The sequence below is a fragment of the Microbacterium sp. 22179 genome (genome assembly GCF_052045715.1).
Lineage (GTDB): Bacteria > Actinomycetota > Actinomycetes > Actinomycetales > Microbacteriaceae > Microbacterium > Microbacterium galbinum.
Genome location: NZ_JBQEPJ010000001.1, coordinates 175,037 through 191,426, shown reverse-complemented (window position 1 = coordinate 191,426; position 16,390 = coordinate 175,037). Strand labels below are relative to the sequence as shown.

At 68.0% G+C, this 16,390-nt stretch carries 13 protein-coding genes and 2 riboswitches; all 13 genes read right to left on the bottom strand.

The genetic code is table 11. The annotated features are described in order from the left end of the window. Positions 1-4: 4 nt before the first annotated feature. The 13 genes from ACTJKK_RS00885 to ACTJKK_RS00825 all read right to left on the bottom strand — a co-directional run bounded on the left by ACTJKK_RS00885 (position 5) and on the right by ACTJKK_RS00825 (position 16,227). The gene (locus ACTJKK_RS00885) at positions 5-568 is read right to left on the bottom strand and encodes a PH domain-containing protein (RefSeq protein ID WP_440746676.1); all 564 of its coding nucleotides are present in this window, start codon (positions 566-568) and stop codon (positions 5-7) included. After that, a complete protein-coding gene (locus tag ACTJKK_RS00880; protein WP_247622962.1) occupies positions 565-2,244 on the bottom strand; it encodes a dipeptide ABC transporter ATP-binding protein in 1,680 nt (559 codons plus the stop codon). Before ACTJKK_RS00880 ends, ACTJKK_RS00885 begins: the two co-directional genes overlap by 4 nt. Continuing rightward, a complete protein-coding gene (locus ACTJKK_RS00875; RefSeq protein WP_440746675.1) occupies positions 2,241-3,182 on the bottom strand; it encodes an ABC transporter permease in 942 nt (313 codons plus the stop codon). The genes ACTJKK_RS00880 and ACTJKK_RS00875 overlap by 4 nt, the downstream gene beginning before the upstream one ends. Continuing rightward, positions 3,175-4,101 (bottom strand): ABC transporter permease, encoded by a 927-nt coding sequence (locus ACTJKK_RS00870; RefSeq protein WP_247622964.1) that lies wholly within the window; start codon positions 4,099-4,101, stop codon positions 3,175-3,177. Before ACTJKK_RS00870 ends, ACTJKK_RS00875 begins: the two co-directional genes overlap by 8 nt. Positions 4,102-4,206: 105 nt before the next feature. Further along, positions 4,207-5,844, bottom strand: coding sequence for a peptide ABC transporter substrate-binding protein (locus tag ACTJKK_RS00865; protein ID WP_440746674.1), 1,638 nt, complete (start codon positions 5,842-5,844; stop codon positions 4,207-4,209). A 221-nt stretch (positions 5,845-6,065) separates the two neighbouring features. Beyond that, positions 6,066-8,906 (bottom strand): aminomethyl-transferring glycine dehydrogenase, encoded by a 2,841-nt coding sequence (gene gcvP / locus ACTJKK_RS00860; RefSeq protein WP_440747196.1) that lies wholly within the window; start codon positions 8,904-8,906, stop codon positions 6,066-6,068. Between the two features lie 61 nt (positions 8,907-8,967). Continuing rightward, positions 8,968-9,345, bottom strand: a complete 378-nt coding sequence (gene gcvH / locus ACTJKK_RS00855) for a glycine cleavage system protein GcvH (RefSeq protein ID WP_247622966.1) — start codon at positions 9,343-9,345, stop codon at positions 8,968-8,970. Then, complete coding sequence (locus tag ACTJKK_RS00850; protein WP_440746673.1) at positions 9,342-10,523, bottom strand: glycine cleavage system aminomethyltransferase GcvT; 1,182 nt, start codon at positions 10,521-10,523, stop codon at positions 9,342-9,344. Before ACTJKK_RS00850 ends, gcvH begins: the two co-directional genes overlap by 4 nt. 54 nt (positions 10,524-10,577) lie before the next feature. Further along, positions 10,578-10,674: riboswitch (glycine riboswitch) on the bottom strand. 1 nt (position 10,675) lies between these two features. Further along, a riboswitch (glycine riboswitch) is annotated at positions 10,676-10,770 on the bottom strand. Between the two features lie 28 nt (positions 10,771-10,798). Further along, positions 10,799-11,665 carry an ABC transporter ATP-binding protein gene (locus ACTJKK_RS00845; RefSeq protein WP_440746672.1) on the bottom strand — a complete coding sequence of 289 codons (867 nt, stop codon included), beginning with the start codon at positions 11,663-11,665 and terminating at the stop codon, positions 10,799-10,801. Continuing rightward, entirely contained in the window at positions 11,662-12,519 is an 858-nt protein-coding gene (locus ACTJKK_RS00840; RefSeq protein WP_440746671.1) for an ABC transporter ATP-binding protein, read from the bottom strand. The genes ACTJKK_RS00845 and ACTJKK_RS00840 overlap by 4 nt, the downstream gene beginning before the upstream one ends. Continuing rightward, positions 12,516-13,505, bottom strand: coding sequence for an ABC transporter permease (locus tag ACTJKK_RS00835; protein WP_440746670.1), 990 nt, complete (start codon positions 13,503-13,505; stop codon positions 12,516-12,518). The genes ACTJKK_RS00840 and ACTJKK_RS00835 overlap by 4 nt, the downstream gene beginning before the upstream one ends. Beyond that, positions 13,498-14,493 carry an ABC transporter permease gene (locus ACTJKK_RS00830; protein WP_247622971.1) on the bottom strand — a complete coding sequence of 332 codons (996 nt, stop codon included), beginning with the start codon at positions 14,491-14,493 and terminating at the stop codon, positions 13,498-13,500. The genes ACTJKK_RS00835 and ACTJKK_RS00830 overlap by 8 nt, the downstream gene beginning before the upstream one ends. Before the next feature lie 42 nt (positions 14,494-14,535). Further along, the gene (locus ACTJKK_RS00825; RefSeq protein WP_247632584.1) at positions 14,536-16,227 is read right to left on the bottom strand and encodes an ABC transporter substrate-binding protein; all 1,692 of its coding nucleotides are present in this window, start codon (positions 16,225-16,227) and stop codon (positions 14,536-14,538) included. Between the last annotated feature and the right edge of the window lie 163 nt (positions 16,228-16,390).

The window sequence follows — 16,390 nt, the reverse complement described above, 5'->3', positions numbered from 1 at the left end:
GCGTTCAGCCGGCGTTCGCGATCAGCACCGCGCCGATCGCCCACAGCACGATGACGCCGAGGGCGAGAAGCGCACGGGAGTCCCACTCGCGGCGGATCGGGGCGTCCGCCCCGGTCGCCGCGTCCCAGCGGTCGCGGATCTCGGTGAGATCGCGGATCCCGGCCGGGGCCTTGGATGCTTCGCCCTCTGCCGCATCACGACGCGAGGGACGCGCGCGGGCGGGTCCGCCGTAGGCGCTGACGCGCGAGTCGTCGTCGAGGGAGAACTCCAGCTGCCAGCGGAAGTCCACATCGCGGACGCGGGCCCAGCCGAACGAGGTGCGCCGGAGCATGTTCTGCACGACCACACCGGCGTCGTCGACCCGCACCATGGATACGAAGCTCAGCTCGTACACGACCCACATGCCCAGCAGCACCCACGGCGCCACCAGGAGCATCTGCGTCCAGCTGCCCCGCACGACCGTGTCGCCGAGCAGGAAGAGCGCGAGTGCGCCGGAGATGACGAGCACGGCCGTGCCCGAGGACGCGCGGAAGATCCGCACGCCCTCGGGCTTGTCGGCAGCGGTCACGCGCCGCTTCCGCCGAGCGGAATGGACGCGCCGGGGATCGCCTGGAGCAGGCGATCCGTGTACTCCTGCTGCGGGTTGGCGAAGATCTCGTCGACGGTGCCCTGCTCGACGATCCGGCCCTTCTCCATGACGCACACCAGGTCGCTCGACACGCGCACGACCGCGAGGTCGTGGGTGATGAACAGGTAGGTCAGGCCGAGCTCCGACTGCAGTTCGGCCAGGAGCTGCAGCACCTGGTCCTGCACGAGCACGTCGAGGGCCGAGACGGCCTCGTCGAGCACGATGATGTCGGGCTTGAGCGCGAGAGCGCGGGCGATCGCGACGCGCTGCCGCTGGCCACCGGAGAGCTCGTTCGGGTAGCGCGTCGCCAGGGCCCGCGGAAGGGCGACCTGGTCGAGCAGCTCCTCCACGCGCTCGCGGTGCGAGGCGCGGTCGCCGACACCGTGGATCTGCAGCGGCTCGGCGATGGTGTTGCCGATGTTGCGCAGCGGGTCGAGCGAACCGTACGGGTCCTGGAAGACGGGCTGCATGCGGCGGCGCAGACCGAACGCCTGCGCGTTGGACAGCTTCGACACGTCCTGCCCGTCGATCTCGATGGTTCCCGCGGTGGGCTCCTCGAGCTTGAGCACCATCTTCGCGACGGTGGACTTGCCCGAGCCGGACTCGCCGACCAGAGCCAGCGTCTTGCCCTTGGGGATCTCGAACGACACGTCGTCGACCGCACGGAAGGCCTCGCTGCGGAAGCCGCCCTGACGGATCTTGTAGTCCTTCGTGAGCCCGGCCACGCGCACCGTCGGCGGGATGTCGGCGAGGTCGTCGAGGGTCTCGATGCCCCGATCCTCCACGACCGCCTGGATGCGCTGCGAGGCGACGCTGGGCGCCGCCGCGACGAGCCGCTTGGTGTACGGGTGCTGCGGGTCCTCGAGGATCTGCCGGCTCGGCCCCGCCTCGACGATGTTGCCGCCGTTCATCACGATGATCTTGTCGGCGCGCTCGGCCGCGAGGCCGAGGTCGTGCGTGATGAGGAGCACCGAGGTGCCCTTGTCACGCGTCAGCGAGGCCATGTGATCGAGGATCACGCGCTGCACCGTCACGTCGAGGGCCGAGGTCGGCTCGTCGGCGATCAGGAGCTTCGGATCGGCCGCGAGGCCGATGCCGATCAGCGCGCGCTGGCGCATGCCACCCGAGAACTGATGCGGGAACTGGTGCAGTCGGCGCTCGGCGTCGGCGAGACCCGCCTGCTGCAGCACCTCGATCGCGCGGGCCTTGACGGCCTGGCGACCCTGGGCGATGCCGTTGGCGCGGATCGCCTCCTTCACCTGGAAGCCGATGCTCCACACCGGGTTCAGGTTCGACATCGGGTCCTGCGGCACGAATCCGATGTCGCGGCCGCGCACGCCCTCGATGGCCGTGCGGCTCAGAGTGGTGAGCTCACGACCCTCGAGGGTGATCGATCCGCCGGTGACCGTGCCGGTGCCGGGCAGCAGGTTGACGATCGCGGTGGCGGTCGTGGACTTGCCGGAACCCGACTCCCCCACGATCGCGACGGTCTCGCCCGGGAAGACGTCGAAGCTGATGCCGTGGAGCACTTCGCGCAGACCCTCCTGGGTGCGGAAGGCGACCTTGAGGTCGCGGATGCTCAGCAGGGGCGCCTGATCGGTGATGCGCTCGCTCATCGGCGTGCCCTCGCCTTCGGGTCGAGGGCGTCTCGGATGAGCTCACCCAGGGTCACGAACGCGAGCACCGCGAGGGTCAGCGCGATCGACGGATAGATGAGCGCCATCGGGGCGACACGGAGCGATGCCTGGGCATCACTGATGTCGTTACCCCACGACATCACGTCGCTGCCCAGACCGACACCGAGGAACGACAGGGTGGCCTCGGCCACGATCGCCGCCGCGAGGCCGAGCGTCGAGACGACGAGCAGCGGCGCGATCGCGTTCGGGATGACGTGGTTGAGCAGAATCTTGAACTTCGACTGGCCGAGAGCCTGCGACGCAACGACGAAGTCCGCCTGACGCACGCGCAGCACTTCTGCTCGCACGACACGGGCCGTGGAGGCCCAGGCGAACCCGCCGATCGCGAGCGCCAGCGTCCAGACCGAACGCGAGTCGCGGAACACCGTCATGACGACGACGGCCGCGAGGATGTACGGGATCGCGAAGAAGATGTCACCGATGCGCGACAGCAGACCGTCGAGCCACCCGCCGTAGAAACCGGCGAGAGCGCCCATGATCAGGCCGAGAAGCGACGAGATCACGGTCGCGATGAGGCCGACCGCGAGAGACGTCTGCGCACCCCAGGCGATGCGGGCGTAGATGTCGCAGCCCTGGAACGTGAAGCCGAGCGGGTGCCCGGCAGCCGGGCCGTCGTTGCTGTTCGCCAGATCGCAGGAGTCCGGTGCGGTGGCGGTGAACAGCGTCGGCCACACCGCCATCAGCAAAAACACGAGTCCGAGGACGACGGAGAACCAGAACAGCGGACGACGGCGCAGGTCGCTCCAGGCGTCGCGCCACAGGTTGCTGGGCTTCTCGGAGATGCGGACGGCATCTACCGCGATCGACTCGGTTTCGACCGGGGCGACGTAGTGCTTCTGGGTCGTGGGGTCAGGCATAGCGGATCCTCGGGTCGAGCAGACCGTAGAGCAGGTCGATGAGCAGGTTCACCAGGACGTACAGGATGACGAACACGGTGACGAACGAGACCACGGTCGGTCCCTCACCGCGCTGGATGGCCTGGAACAGGGTGTTTCCGACGCCGGGCACGTTGAAGATGCCCTCGGTGACGGTCGCGCCGACGAGCAGCACGCCGAAGTTGGTGGCGGAGTTCGTGATCACGGGGATCAGCGAGTTGCGCAGCACGTGCACGGGGATCACACGACCGCGCGAGAGGCCCTTGCTGTAGGCGGTGCGCACCCAGTCCTGATTGAGGGTGTCGATGACGGAGCTTCTCATCAGGCGCATGCTCACGGCGTACAGGCTGAACCCGAGCACGATGGCGGGGAGCCAGAGACCGCCCCAGTCGTTGTCGGCGCCGACCGTCGGTTTGAACCACCCGAGCTTGATCGCGAGGAAGTACTGCGCGAGGAAAGCGACGACGAAGATCGGGATCGCGATCGCGACGAGCGCGACCATGAGCGACACGTTGTCGAAGATCTTGCCCTTGCGCAGCGCCGAGACCGTTCCGATGATGATCGCGAGCGTGAACTCGATTCCGATCGCCATGACCGCGAGGCGACCGGTGACCGGGAGCGTCGCGGCGAGCACGGCGGAGACCGGACGGCCCGAGAACGTGTTGCCGAGGTCACCCTGGAACACACCGGTGATGTAGTACCAGTACTGCACGATGAACGGGTCGTTCAGGTGGTACTGCTCGCGCAGCTGCTCGACGACCGCCGGGTTGGGGGTCTTGTCGCCGAACAGGGCGAGGATCGGGTCGCCGGGCATGGCGAACACCAGGAAGTAGATGAGCAGGGTGGCACCGAAGAAGACCGGGATCACCTGCAGGAGACGTCTCAGGATGTAACCGAGCATCCGCTGTCCCTTCTGAAGGGGGGGAGTAAGAAGACCGTGCGAACACAAGCCTGTGAGGCGGTGACGAAAATCGTCACCGCCTCACAGGTGAAGTGCCGTTAGATCTTACTCGCCGGCCTTCGTGATCTCGTAGTACAGCGGGACGGAGTTCCAGCCGAACGTGACGTTGTCGACGTTCTCGCTGAATCCACCGGTCACGTTGGAGTACCACAGCGGGATGGCGGGCAGGTCCTCGAAGAGGACCTCCTGAGCCTTGGTGAAGTCCTCGATCTGCGCGTCGGAGTCGGGGTTGCTGATGCCGGCCGAGATGAGCTCGTCGAACGCGGGGTTCGAGTAGTCACCGTCGTTGGAACCGGCGCCCGTGGCGTAGAGCGGTCCGAGGAAGTTGTACAGACCCGGGTAGTCCGCCTGCCAGCCCGAACGCGCAGCCGTGGTGATGGTGCGGTCGTTGATCTTCGTGCGAAGGTCCTGGAAGGTGGGGTACGGGTCGCCCGAGGCGCTGATGCCGAGGTTGTTCTTGATCTGGTTGCTCACCGCGTCGACCCAGGCGTCGTGCCCGCCGTCGGCGTTGTACGCGATCTTGAAGTCACCCTCCCACGGCGAGATGGCGTCGGCCTCGGCCCACAGCTCCTTCGCCTTCTCCGGGTCGAAGTCGAGAACCTCGCTACCGGGGACCGAGTCCGACCAGCCGGCGATGACCGGCGAAGTGAAGTCGGCGGCCGGGGTGCGCGAGCCCGAGAAGATGGTCTCGGTGATCTCTTCGCGGTTGATCGCCATCGAGAGCGCCTGACGACGCAGCTTGCCCTCTTCGCCCGAGAAGTGCGGGAGGAACTGGCCGATGGTGAACGACTGGAACACGGCCGAGGGCTGGTTCACGGCGCGGTCGCCGAGCTCGTCGGTGAAGACGGCCAGCGAGTTCGTCGGGATCGCGTCGATGACGTCGACCTCGTTCGAGAGCAGGTCGGCGTAGGCCGCTTCCTGCGTCGCGTAGAACTTGATCGTCAGACCGCCGTTGGCTGCCTTGCGGCCACCTTCGTAGTCGTCGTTGCGGACGAGGTCGATCTGCACGTCGTGCTGCCACGCGTCGTCGCCGTCGATCTTGTACGGGCCGTTGCCGATCGGGTTCTGACCGAACGCGTCCATGTCCTCGAAGGCCACGTCCGGGAGCGGGTAGAACGCCGAGTAGCCGAGACGCAAAGCGAAGTCGGAGGCCGGCTTGTTCAGCGCGATCGTGAAGGTGTAGTCGTCGACCTGCTCCAGGCCCGTGAGCTCGGAGTCCTCGTCGTAGCTGAAGCCCTCGATGTCCTCGAAGAAGTAGCTCGACAGGTGGCCGTTGGAGAGCTTCGCGCCCTCGTTCCACGCCTTGATGAAGTTGTCGGCGGTGACCTCTTCACCGTCGGTGAAGGTGAGGCCTTCCTTGATCTTGACCGTGAGGTGCTGCGGGTCCTCGGTCGTGATCTCCTCGGCGACGTCGTTGACGGGCTCGCCGTCGGCGTCGTAGTAGATGAGCCCTGCGAAGATCTCGTCGAGGATCTTTCCGCCGCCGACCTCGTTGGTGTTGGTCGGGATCAGCGGGTTCTCCGGCTCCGAGCCGTTCGTGGTGATGATGGCGTCCGGGTTCGCCTCGCCCGCGGCGCTGCCGCCGTCGGAGTCGTTTCCACCACCGCTCGCGCAGCCCGCGAGCGCCAGGGCGCCGATCGCGAACAGCGCGGTGCCCGCAAGGGCGATCTTGTTGCGCTTCACTATGTGTCCTCCTAGGACGTGTACTTCTGACTGCGCGCTCATCGTCGAGCACGTAGGGATATTTCAGAGTATCCCGGCATCTGGCGCCCGACGCGCCCGGCTAATCAACCGTTACTGAGTGGTGACCATCTGAAACATCGCCGAAACACACGGCAACACGCCGTAAAACTTCCGACGGCACCGCCTCCGGGAGGAAACGGTGCCGTCGGCGTGTTATCGGATCAGGCGAACGCCTCGATCGGCGGGCAGGCGCACACGAGGTTGCGGTCGCCGTACGCCTGGTCGATGCGCCGCACCGGAGGCCAGTACTTGCCGGCGATCAACGCGTGCACCGGATAGGCGGCCTCCTCGCGGGTGTACGCGTGCGTCCACTTCCCCGCGATCAGCGACACGGCCGTGTGCGGTGCGTGCACGAGCGGGTTGTCGTCGGCCGGCCAGCGACCCGCCGCCACGGCATCCGCCTCGGCCTTGATCTGGATCATCGCCTCGATGAAACGCTCGATCTCGCCCAGGTCCTCCGACTCGGTCGGCTCGACCATCAGGGTGCCCGCGACCGGGAACGACATGGTCGGCGCGTGGAAGCCGTAGTCGATCAGACGCTTCGCGACGTCGTCGACGGTGATGCCCGTCGCCTCCTTCAGCGGGCGCAGGTCGAGGATGCACTCGTGCGCGACCCGACCGTTCTCGCCCGTGTAGAGCACCGGGTAGTGCTCGCCCAGGCGAGCGGCGATGTAGTTCGCCGACAGCACGGCCGCAGCGGTCGCGCGCCGCAGGCCCGCACCGCCCATCATCCGCACGTACGCCCACGAGATCGGGAGCACGCCCGCCGAGCCGTAGGGGGCGCCCGAGACGACCCCACCGGCGAAGACGTGGCCTCCCGCGTGCTCCGCGCGCTGCGCGAGCGGGTGCGAGGGCAGGTAGGGCGCGAGATGCGCCTTGGCCGCGACCGGTCCGACACCCGGTCCGCCGCCGCCGTGCGGGATCGCGAAGGTCTTGTGCAAGTTGAGGTGCGAGACGTCGCCGCCGAGGTCGCCGAAGCGGGCGTACCCGAGCAGCGCGTTCAGGTTCGCACCGTCGACGTACACCTGACCGCCCGCATCGTGCACGGCGGAGGTGATCTCGACCACGTCGTGCTCGTACACGCCGTGGGTCGACGGGTAGGTGATCATCAGCGCCGAGAGCTCCTCGGCGTGCACCTGGATCTTCGCCCGCAGGTCGTCGAGGTCGACGTTGCCGAGCTCGTCGCACGCGACCACGACGACCTTCATCCCGGCGAGCACGGCCGACGCGGCGTTCGTTCCGTGCGCCGACGACGGGATCAGGCACACCGTGCGCTGCTCATCGCCGTTCGCGAGGTGGTAGCCGCGGATCGCCAGGAGCCCCGCGAGTTCGCCCTGCGAGCCGGCGTTGGGCTGCAGCGACACCGCGTCGTATCCGGTGACCTCGGCCAGCCAGGCCTCGAGCTGATCGATCAGCTCGAGGTAGCCGGCGACGTCGGATGCCGGGGCGAACGGGTGGATGCCCGCGAACTCCGGCCACGTGATCGCCGCCATCTCGGTGGCCGCGTTGAGCTTCATCGTGCACGAGCCCAGCGGGATCATGCCGCGGTCGAGCGCGTAGTCGCGGTCGGCGAGGCTCTTGAGGTAGCGCATCATGGCCGTCTCACTGCGGTGCGCGTGGAAGACGGGGTGCGTGAGGAACTCCTCCCGGCGAAGCAGCCCCGCGGGCAGGGCGTTCGCGTCACCGACGAAGGCGAACGCTCGCTCGGCGCGGCCCCCGAAGACGCGGGCGACCTGCAGCAGTTCGTCGACGGTCGTGGTCTCGTCGACCGAGATGCCCACGGTGTCGGCATCCGCCGCATGCAGCAGGATGCCGTAGCCGTGGTGCGCCTGCTCGACGTACTCGGCCGCGCGCCCGGGGACGCGCACCTGCAGCGTGTCGAAGAACGCGTCGTGCACGACGTCGGCGCCGTCCTCGACGAGCCAGGAGCGCAGCAGCCCGGCCTTGCCGGCGACGCTCCGGGCGATCGCCGTCAGCCCGTCGGGTCCGTGATAGACCGCGTACATCGACGCCATGACCGCGAGCAGCACCTGCGCGGTGCAGATGTTCGAGGTCGCCTTCTCGCGGCGGATGTGCTGCTCGCGCGTCTGCAGCGAGAGGCGGTACGCGGGCTTGCCGTCGGCATCGACCGACACACCGACGAGGCGGCCGGGGAGCTGACGCTCGAGACCGGCGCGCACCGCCATGTACCCGGCGTGCGGGCCGCCGAAGCCCATCGGCACGCCGAAGCGCTGGGTCGTGCCCACGGCGACGTCGGCACCGAGGGCTCCCGGCGAGGTGAGAAGGGTCAGCGCGAGCAGGTCGGCCGCGACGACCGCCAGGCCACCGGCGAGATGCGCCGCATCGATCACGGCGGACGGATCCCACACGCGACCGGAGGCACCGGGGTACTGCACGAAGACGCCGAACAGGTCGGCCGGAAGCTGCTCGCCCGCGGCGAAGTCCACCGTGACGAGACGGATGCCGACGGCATCCGCCCGGTTCTCAAGGAGCGCGCGCGTCTGCGGGAGCGTGTCGGCGTCGACCGCGAAGACGTCGGTCTTCGCCTTCGACGCGCGGCGTGCGAGGAGCATGCCCTCGGCGACGGCCGTGGACTCGTCGAGCATCGACGCGTTGGCGGTGGAGAGCCCGGTGAGGTCGGCGACCATCGTCTGGAAGTTGATGAGCGCCTCGAGTCGGCCCTGCGAGATCTCGGGCTGGTACGGCGTGTAGGCCGTGTACCACGACGGGTTCTCGAGCACGTTGCGCTGGATCACCTGCGGGGTGATCGTTCCGTAGTAACCGAGACCGATCATCGGCCGGTTCACCGTGTTGCGCGCGGCGAGGGAGCGCAGTTCCGCGAGCGCCTCGGTCTCGCTGGCGGCGGCGGGGATGCTGCTGTCCGCGAGCGCGGACTCCGACGGCGAGGCCGTGAAGATCGACGACGGCACCGCCTCGGTCATCAGCGCTTCGAGCGGCCCCTCGGGGTCGACGTCGGACCCGATGCCGAGCGCGTCGAGCATCCGACGCTGCGCGTCGGCCGTGGGTCCGATATGACGATCGGCGAAAGAGACCACGTGCGGATCAGCCCTCCGTGAGTGCGACGTAGGCGTCGCGGTCGAGCAGTCCGTCGGGCGCTCCGCCCGCGACGGAGACCTTGATGAGCCATCCGCCCGCGAAGGGCTCGGCGTTGACGAGCGAGGGGTCGTCGACGACCGCGTCGTTGACCTCGACGACGGTGCCGGTCACGGGCGCGTACAGCTCGCCCACCGACTTGGTCGACTCGATCTCGCCGACGACGGTGCCCGCGGCGACCTCGGTGCCCACGGCGGGCAGTTCGACGAAGACCACGTCACCGAGCTTGTCGGCGGCGTAGTCGGTGATGCCGACGGTGAGGGTGTCGCCCTCCACGGCGATCCACTCGTGCTCCTCGGTGTAGTGCAGGGTGCTGAGATCGGTCATTTCGTCCTCCGGTAGAAAGGCAGAGCGGTCACGGTCGCGGGGATCCTCGTCCCCCGCACGTCCAGGAATACTGCGGTTCCCTCTTCCGCGGAAGAAGGGGTCACGTAGGCCATCGCGATCGGATGGCCGAGAGTGGGGCTGAGCGCACCGCTGGTGATCTCACCGAGCGGGGCACCGTCGGCATCGACGACGCCGTAGCCGGCCCGGCCGGCGCGCTTGCCCTCGGCGACGAGCCCCACGAGCACGGGTGCGTCGGCCGCGGCATCCACCGCGTCCTTGCCGATGAAGCTCGGCTTGTCGGCGGCGACGACCCGGCCGAGCCCCGCCTGCGCGGGCTTGGTCTCGGTCGTCAGCTCGTGCCCGTAGAGCGGCATCCCCGCCTCGAGGCGGAGGGTGTCGCGGGCGGCGAGCCCCGCCGGCACGAGACCGTGCGGCTCCCCGGCGACGAGGAGCGCGTCCCACAGCGCCGCGGCATCGTCGGTGCGCACGAGGAGTTCGAAGCCGTCCTCGCCCGTGTACCCGGTGCGGGCGATGAGCAGGGGCTCGTCGCGGAACGTCGCCCGGGCCCAGGCGTAGTACTTCTGCTCGCCCCACGGCACGCTGAGCGCGTCGATCCCCTCCGTGTCGGCCAGGATCGCCTGCGCCGCCGGGCCCTGCACCGCGATCAGGGCGAAGGAATCGGAGACGTCCTCGACGTCGACGCCCCGGTCGCCCAGGAAACCGGCGAAGCTGCGCTCCTCGCCCTCCGCGCGCTCCTGCTGCCGCTCGATGATCGACGGGAAGGAGCGCACGCGCGAGGCGAAGGCGGAGTCGACGAATCCGCGGTTGCCGGCGTTCGCGATCACCATGAACCGGTCGTCGGCGAGGCGGTAGGCGATGACGTCGTCGATGATCCCCCCGTCGGCGGCCAGCACGAGCGAGTACTTCGCCTTGCCGACGGGCATCGCCGAGATGCGACCGGCGAGCGCGTAGTCGAGGAACTCCCCCGCATACGGCCCGGTGACGAGGAACTCCGCCATGTGCGAGATGTCGAAGAGACCGGCCGACTGCCGCACCGCGTGGTGCTCGGCGAGGTCGGACGTGTAGCGCACCGGCATCTGCCAGCCGCCGAAGTCGGTGAACGACGCGCCGAGTGCCTCATGGCGCTCGCGGAGCGGGGTGTAACGGGGATCGGACATGGAGTTCTCCCGGATGCAGACGGGCGGAACGACGGCAGCGCCGTTCCTCGGAACTCCCCCTCTGTCATGGGCCTGAGAGTTTCGCCCGCGCTGACGCAGGGCTTTCACCGTCGGCGGATCCCCCGACGGGCGGGATCGCTTTTCAGAGTGGCCGGAACCGCGCGGTACGCGTACCTGAGAGATTGGCGGGGAGGCTTGCTCCTTCGGTGCCCGGCTGCGTTCGCCGGGGCTCTCCCGCGGGGGTCGTTCGGCCCGTGTTCGATTGTGCGCCCAGTCTAGCGGGTCTCCGCCGCGAGCTCCCGCCTGACCTCGTCGCGCAGGCGACCGAGGTTCTCGGGCTCCGGCGCGGCCCCCAGCAACGTCTTCGTGTAGGCGTGCTGCGGGTTCAGGATGACCTCGTCGGCCGGGCCACGCTCGACCACATCGCCCTTGTAGAGCACCATGATCTCGTCGGAGAAGTGCCGGGCGGTGGCGAGATCGTGGGTGATGTAGAGCACGCCGAGGTCGTCTTCGCGCTGCAGATCCGCGAGCAGGTTGAGCACCCCGAGTCGGATCGACACGTCGAGCATCGAGACCGGCTCATCGGCGACGATGAACCGCGCGCCCGGGGCGAGCGCACGCGCGATCGCGACACGCTGACGTTGCCCGCCCGAGAGCTCGTGGGGCTTGCGCTCGGCGAAGCTCTTCGCCGGCGACAACCGCACGCGGTCCAGCAGCTCCAGGGCACGCTCGTGCACCTGCGCGCCGCTCAGCTCTGGGTGGTGGATGCGCAGCGGCCGCTCGAGGTGGTGGACGATCGAGTGGAACGGGTTCAGTGAGGCGAACGGGTCCTGGAACACCATCTGCACGTCGGAGCGATAGCGGGCGAGCGACTGCCCCCGCGTGCCGGTCTCGGCTCCGTCGAGCAGGATCTGCCCGCTCGTCGGCGTCTCGAGCTTCATCAGCATGCGCGCGATCGTGGACTTGCCCGATCCGGACTCCCCGACCAGCGCGATCGTCCTGCCCGCCTCGAGCGTGAAGGACACGTCCTTCACCGCGTGCAGGATGCTGGTCTTGAAGCCCGACCGCAGATGGAAGTCCTTCGTGAGGTGCCGCGCCTCGAGCGTGCGCGCGGAGGCACCGGCATCCGTGTGAGCGCTCATCGCACCTGCTCCTGACTCTCGTGCATTCCGGTGCGGACGAAGTCCCCGCGCTCTCCGCGCAGACTGGGGAAGCTCGACAGCAGCCGCTTCGTGTACTCGTGCTGCGGAGATCGGTAGATCTCCGCGGCGGTTCCCTGCTCGACGATCTCGCCCTGCAGCATCACGGCGATGCGGTCGGAGATCTCGATCAGCATCGGCAGGTCGTGGGTGATGAAGATCACCGCGAAGCCGAGCTTCTCGCGCAGCCGCATGATCTCGCGGATGATCCCGCGCTGCACGACCACGTCGAGCGCCGTCGTGGGCTCGTCCATGATCATGACCTGCGGGTCGAGGGCCAGGGCCATCGCGATCATCATGCGCTGACGCATGCCGCCCGAGAGCTCGTGCGGGAAGCTCGTCAGTCGCGCGGGATCGACGCCCACCAATGTCAGCAGCTCCTCGGCGCGCTCCTTCTTCGCCGCGCGCGTCATACCGGGGCGATGCGTGTCGAAGATGTCGTAGATCTGGGCCCGGACGTCGATCACGGGGTTGAGCGAGTTCATCGCGCCCTGGAACACCATCGAGATCTTGTCCCAGCGGAAGGCCCGCAGACCGTCGTCGCGCAGGCCGACGATGTCGATGTCGTCGCCGTCGCGGTCGTGGAAGACGATCTCCCCGCTCGTCATGAGGGCCGGAGCCTTGAGCAGCCGATTCATGCCGTAGGCGAGCGTGGTCTTTCCGCACCCCGACTCCCCCGCGAGACCGAGGATCTCGCCGCGGTGAAGGGTCAGCGAGACGTTGCGGACGGCCTTGACCGGCGGATCGACCTCGTACTCGATCGAGACGTCGCGGGCGGTGAGGACGGCGTCGCTCATGCCGCGACCCCCTTCGTCTTGGCTGCCCGGCGCACGCGTCGTGCGGCATCCGGCGCGTTGCGCAGCTTCGGGTTGATGATCTCGTCGATGGCGAAGTTGATCAGCGCGAGCCCCGCGCCGAGGAGCGCGATCATCACGCCCGGCGGCACGAACCACCACCACGCTCCGCGTCCGAGTGCCTGCCCGGACTGCGCGTCGTTGAGGATCGTACCCCAGGTGATCGAGGAGTTCGGGCCGAGCCCCAGGTACGACAGGCCCGCCTCGCCGAGGATCGCGAAGATGATCGCGAAGAGGAACTGCGCGGTCAGCAAGGGCAGGAGGTTCGGCATGATCTCGACGAGGATCACCCGGAACGATCGCTCACCGGCCACCTTCGCGGCCGACACGTAGTCACGGGTACGGAGCGAGCGCGTCTGCAGCCGCAGCACGTACGCGGCACCCGCCCACGACGTGATGCCGAGCACGAACGCCACCAGCTGCCAACTGCGCTGCGGCACGAACGACGCGATCACCATCACGAGCGGCAGGCCGGGGATGACGATCATCACGTTGGTGATGAGGGCGAGCCCGTCTTCGCGCCACCCGCCGAGGTATCCGGCGAGCACGCCGAAGAGCAGCGACAGCACGATCGCGATGCCCCCGGCGCTGACGCCGACGAGCAGCGAACCCTGCGCGCCGATCGCGAGCTGGGCGAGCATGTCGTTGCCGAGTTTGGTCGTGCCCAGCCAGTGCTCGGCGGAGGGCGGCTGCAGGGCCGCGTTGTCGGTGCTCCGCGGGTTCTGCGTGAAGAACGGCGCGATGATCGCGAACAGCGTGATCGCGAGCACGAGCACGAGGCCGGTCACGAACTTCGCCGAGCGGGTGGGCATCAGTCCGCGTCCCCGCCTCGATCGGCCGGTCGCGGTGGCGAGCGTCATGGTCGTGGCAGGCGTGTCGGTCGGCTGCTCCTTGACGATCTGCATCGGGGTGAGCTTGGTGTCAGACATTCTGGCGAGCCCTCGGGTCGATGAATCCGTAGATGAGATCCATGAAGAAGTTGGCGGCGAGCACGGTGATCGTGATGACGAGGAAGAGTCCCTGCATCAGCGCGTAATCGTTGTTGGTGACGGCCTGGAACATCAGCTTGCCGATGCCCGGGTAGGTGAAGACCTGCTCCATGACGATGGACCCGGCGACCACGAACCCGAGGGTGATCGAGAAGCCCGCGATCGACGGGATGGCCGCGTTGCGCGCGGCGTAGGTGGTGAGGATGCGCCGGGGACGCAGCCCCTTGGCCTCGGCGGTGAGAACGTAGTCCTCGGCGAGGGTCGAGACCATCATGTTGCGCATGCCGAACAGCCATCCGCCCACCGAGCTGATCACGATCGTGACCGCGGGGAGGATCGCGTGCGAGACGGCGTTCGTGAAGAACGCCCAGGTCGGCTCCGGGCCGTCCGGGAAGTCGAAGACGTCGTAGCCCCCGAAGATCGGGAACCAGCCGAGGCCGACCGCGAACACGGCGACGAGGATGAGCGCCATCCAGAAGTACGGGATCGACTGCAGCACGGTCGTGGCGGGGATCAGGTGATCGACCCACGTGCCGCGCTTCCACCCCGCCCAGGCGCCGAGCACGACGCCGAGGATGAACGAGATCACGGTCGCGGTGCCGACGAGGATCAGCGTCCACGGCAGCGCCTGCCCGATGAGCTCGGTCACCGGGGTCGGGAACTTCGTCACCGAGACGCCCAGGTCGCCCTGGAACATCCGCCCCCAGTAGGAGAGGTACTGCTCCCACAGCGAGGAGTCATCGCCTCCGAGGAGGAGCTTGATGTTGCGGATGGTCGTCTCCGAGACGTCACCGCCCGCGCGTTGCATCTTGGCGATCATGATGTCGGCGGGATTGCCCGGCATCATGCGGGGAAGCAGGAAGTTGATGGAGATCGCGGCCCACAGCGTGAAGGCATAGAACCCGATCCGTCGTGCATAGAACTTCATGTGTGCGTCTTCCTTGACTTCCTGCTTCCCCGTTGGCGGTGCTTACTCGACCGGCTGCAGATGCGTCAGGACGTAGCCCGCCGCGATCGCGCCCCAGGACGGCGGGAACGCGTACAGGTCGTCCTCCGTCGGCCAGCCCGTGTAGTCCTTCGTGTTGTAGAAGGTCTGGGTGGCGTTGATCACCAGCGGGATGTACGGGAGGTCGCGTACGATCTCGGTCTGGATCGTCGCGTACAGCTCCTTCTTCGTCGCCTCGTCGTTCGTGCTGATCGCGGACTGGATCGCGGCGTCGACGGTCGGGTTGTCGTAGCGGCTGAAGTTCCAGCGCCCGGTGGGGATCTCCTCGCCGACGGGGCCGGTCGAGGCGACGGCGGTGCCGCCGAACCAGTCCCGGTAGATCTGGAACGGATCGGCGACCGAGGTGCCGATCATGCCGCCGACGATGAGCTGGTACTCCCCGCTCTGACGGGTGTCGGAGAACTCCTGCCACTGCACGGTCGAGGCGTTGATCTTGATCCCCGCGGCCTCGGCCTGCTCGGCGATGAGCTTCGCGGCGTCGTTGTAGTCGGTCCATCCGTCGACCGAGGTCAGGCTGAGCTCGACGGGCACTCCGTCCTTCTCGTAGATGCCGTCGGAGCCCTTCGTGTAGCCAGCAGCTTCGAGGATCGATCCGGCCTCGGCCGCGTTGGCCTCCTGCGGGCTGAGCTCGTTCGCGGGGTCGGCGACCCACTTCTCGTCGCGGGGCAGCAGGGCGTAGGTGGGCGAGATCTCGGCGGTCAGGTCGACGAACGCCTTCTCCTTGATGGTGCCGCGATCGATCGCGGCGTTGAGCGCCTGGCGCACGGCGACGTCGGTCTGCGGGCCCGTGCAGCCGAGGTCGGCGTTGGAGCAGGTGTAGAGCACCGTCGGGTCCTGCGGCGTGTTGATCCAGTCGATCGCGCCGTTCGCGGTGACGTCATCCGGGTTCGGGATGAACATGCCGGTCCAGTCGAGCTTTCCGGCCGCGAGCAGGTCCTGCGCGGTCTGGTTGTTGTCGACCGCGATGTACTGCACCTTCTTGACGCCGAGGTCGGCGGCGTCGCGGAAGTTCTCGTTCGCGACCAGGGTGTACGACTCGCTCGTGGTCTTGTCGACGACGTAGGCGCCGGATCCGACCGGGTCCTCGTTGGCGAAGTTGGCGTAGTCGTCGACGTCCTTCCAGATGTGCTCGGGGAGGATGTACGTCGAGCCGAGCCGCTGGAACTCGGTGGTGTACTGGGCGCTGTCGTAGGTGAGCACGACGGTGGTGTCGTCGGTGGCTTCGGCCGACACCAGCCCGTTGGCCTCGGGGCTGTTGGCCTCGTAGCCGAACGAGAACGCGACGTCGGCCGCGGTGAGGGGCTCGCCGTCGCTCCACTTGAGGTCGGGCTTGATGGTGACGGTGATCACCGTGCCGTCCTCGTTGTACTCGTAGGTGTCGCCGATGAGGCCGACGGGCTCGGTGTCCGCGGTCTTGTTGAAGAAGAACAGCGGCTCGTAGATGGGGCCCAGCGCACCGTGGAGCACGGTGGGCGCGAAGGGGTTGTAGTTGGCTGTGATCGGGGTCTGGCTGCCCGCCCAGACGCGGAGGGCGCGGTCGCCGTTCGCGTCGGAGTCGCCGCTGCCGCCCGAACCGCAGGCGGTCAGGCCCAGAGCGAGGACGGATGCCCCCGCTACCGCGGTGAGCGCGATCTTGCGCTTGCCATTACGGATCATTCTTGATTCCTCTCGGTGCTGCACTGCAGGAGGGGTGCTCCGGGTGTGGAGCCGATCCTCGGGGGTGGGGATCGTGGCCGTCGTCGGCTGCTCTGCCGAGCGACGGGGTTTGTTAGGACAGTAACCTAACAAACCCCGTCCGGGGGGACAAGAGTTCTCTCCG

Coding starts and splice junctions, on each gene's coding strand:
- ACTJKK_RS00880 (WP_247622962.1), bottom strand. CDS start 2,244: ATGAGCGAGCGCATCACCGATCAGGCGCCCCTGCTGAGCATCCGCGAC.
- ACTJKK_RS00875 (WP_440746675.1), bottom strand. CDS start 3,182: ATGCCTGACCCCACGACCCAGAAGCACTACGTCGCCCCGGTCGAAACC.
- ACTJKK_RS00870 (WP_247622964.1), bottom strand. CDS start 4,101: ATGCTCGGTTACATCCTGAGACGTCTCCTGCAGGTGATCCCGGTCTTC.
- gcvP (WP_440747196.1), bottom strand. CDS start 8,906: ATGCTCGACGCGCTCGGCATCGGGTCCGACGTCGACCCCGAGGGGCCG.
- gcvH (WP_247622966.1), bottom strand. CDS start 9,345: ATGACCGATCTCAGCACCCTGCACTACACCGAGGAGCACGAGTGGATC.
- ACTJKK_RS00850 (WP_440746673.1), bottom strand. CDS start 10,523: ATGTCCGATCCCCGTTACACCCCGCTCCGCGAGCGCCATGAGGCACTC.
- ACTJKK_RS00845 (WP_440746672.1), bottom strand. CDS start 11,665: ATGAGCGCTCACACGGATGCCGGTGCCTCCGCGCGCACGCTCGAGGCG.
- ACTJKK_RS00840 (WP_440746671.1), bottom strand. CDS start 12,519: ATGAGCGACGCCGTCCTCACCGCCCGCGACGTCTCGATCGAGTACGAG.
- ACTJKK_RS00835 (WP_440746670.1), bottom strand. CDS start 13,505: ATGTCTGACACCAAGCTCACCCCGATGCAGATCGTCAAGGAGCAGCCG.
- ACTJKK_RS00830 (WP_247622971.1), bottom strand. CDS start 14,493: ATGAAGTTCTATGCACGACGGATCGGGTTCTATGCCTTCACGCTGTGG.
- ACTJKK_RS00825 (WP_247632584.1), bottom strand. CDS start 16,227: ATGATCCGTAATGGCAAGCGCAAGATCGCGCTCACCGCGGTAGCGGGG.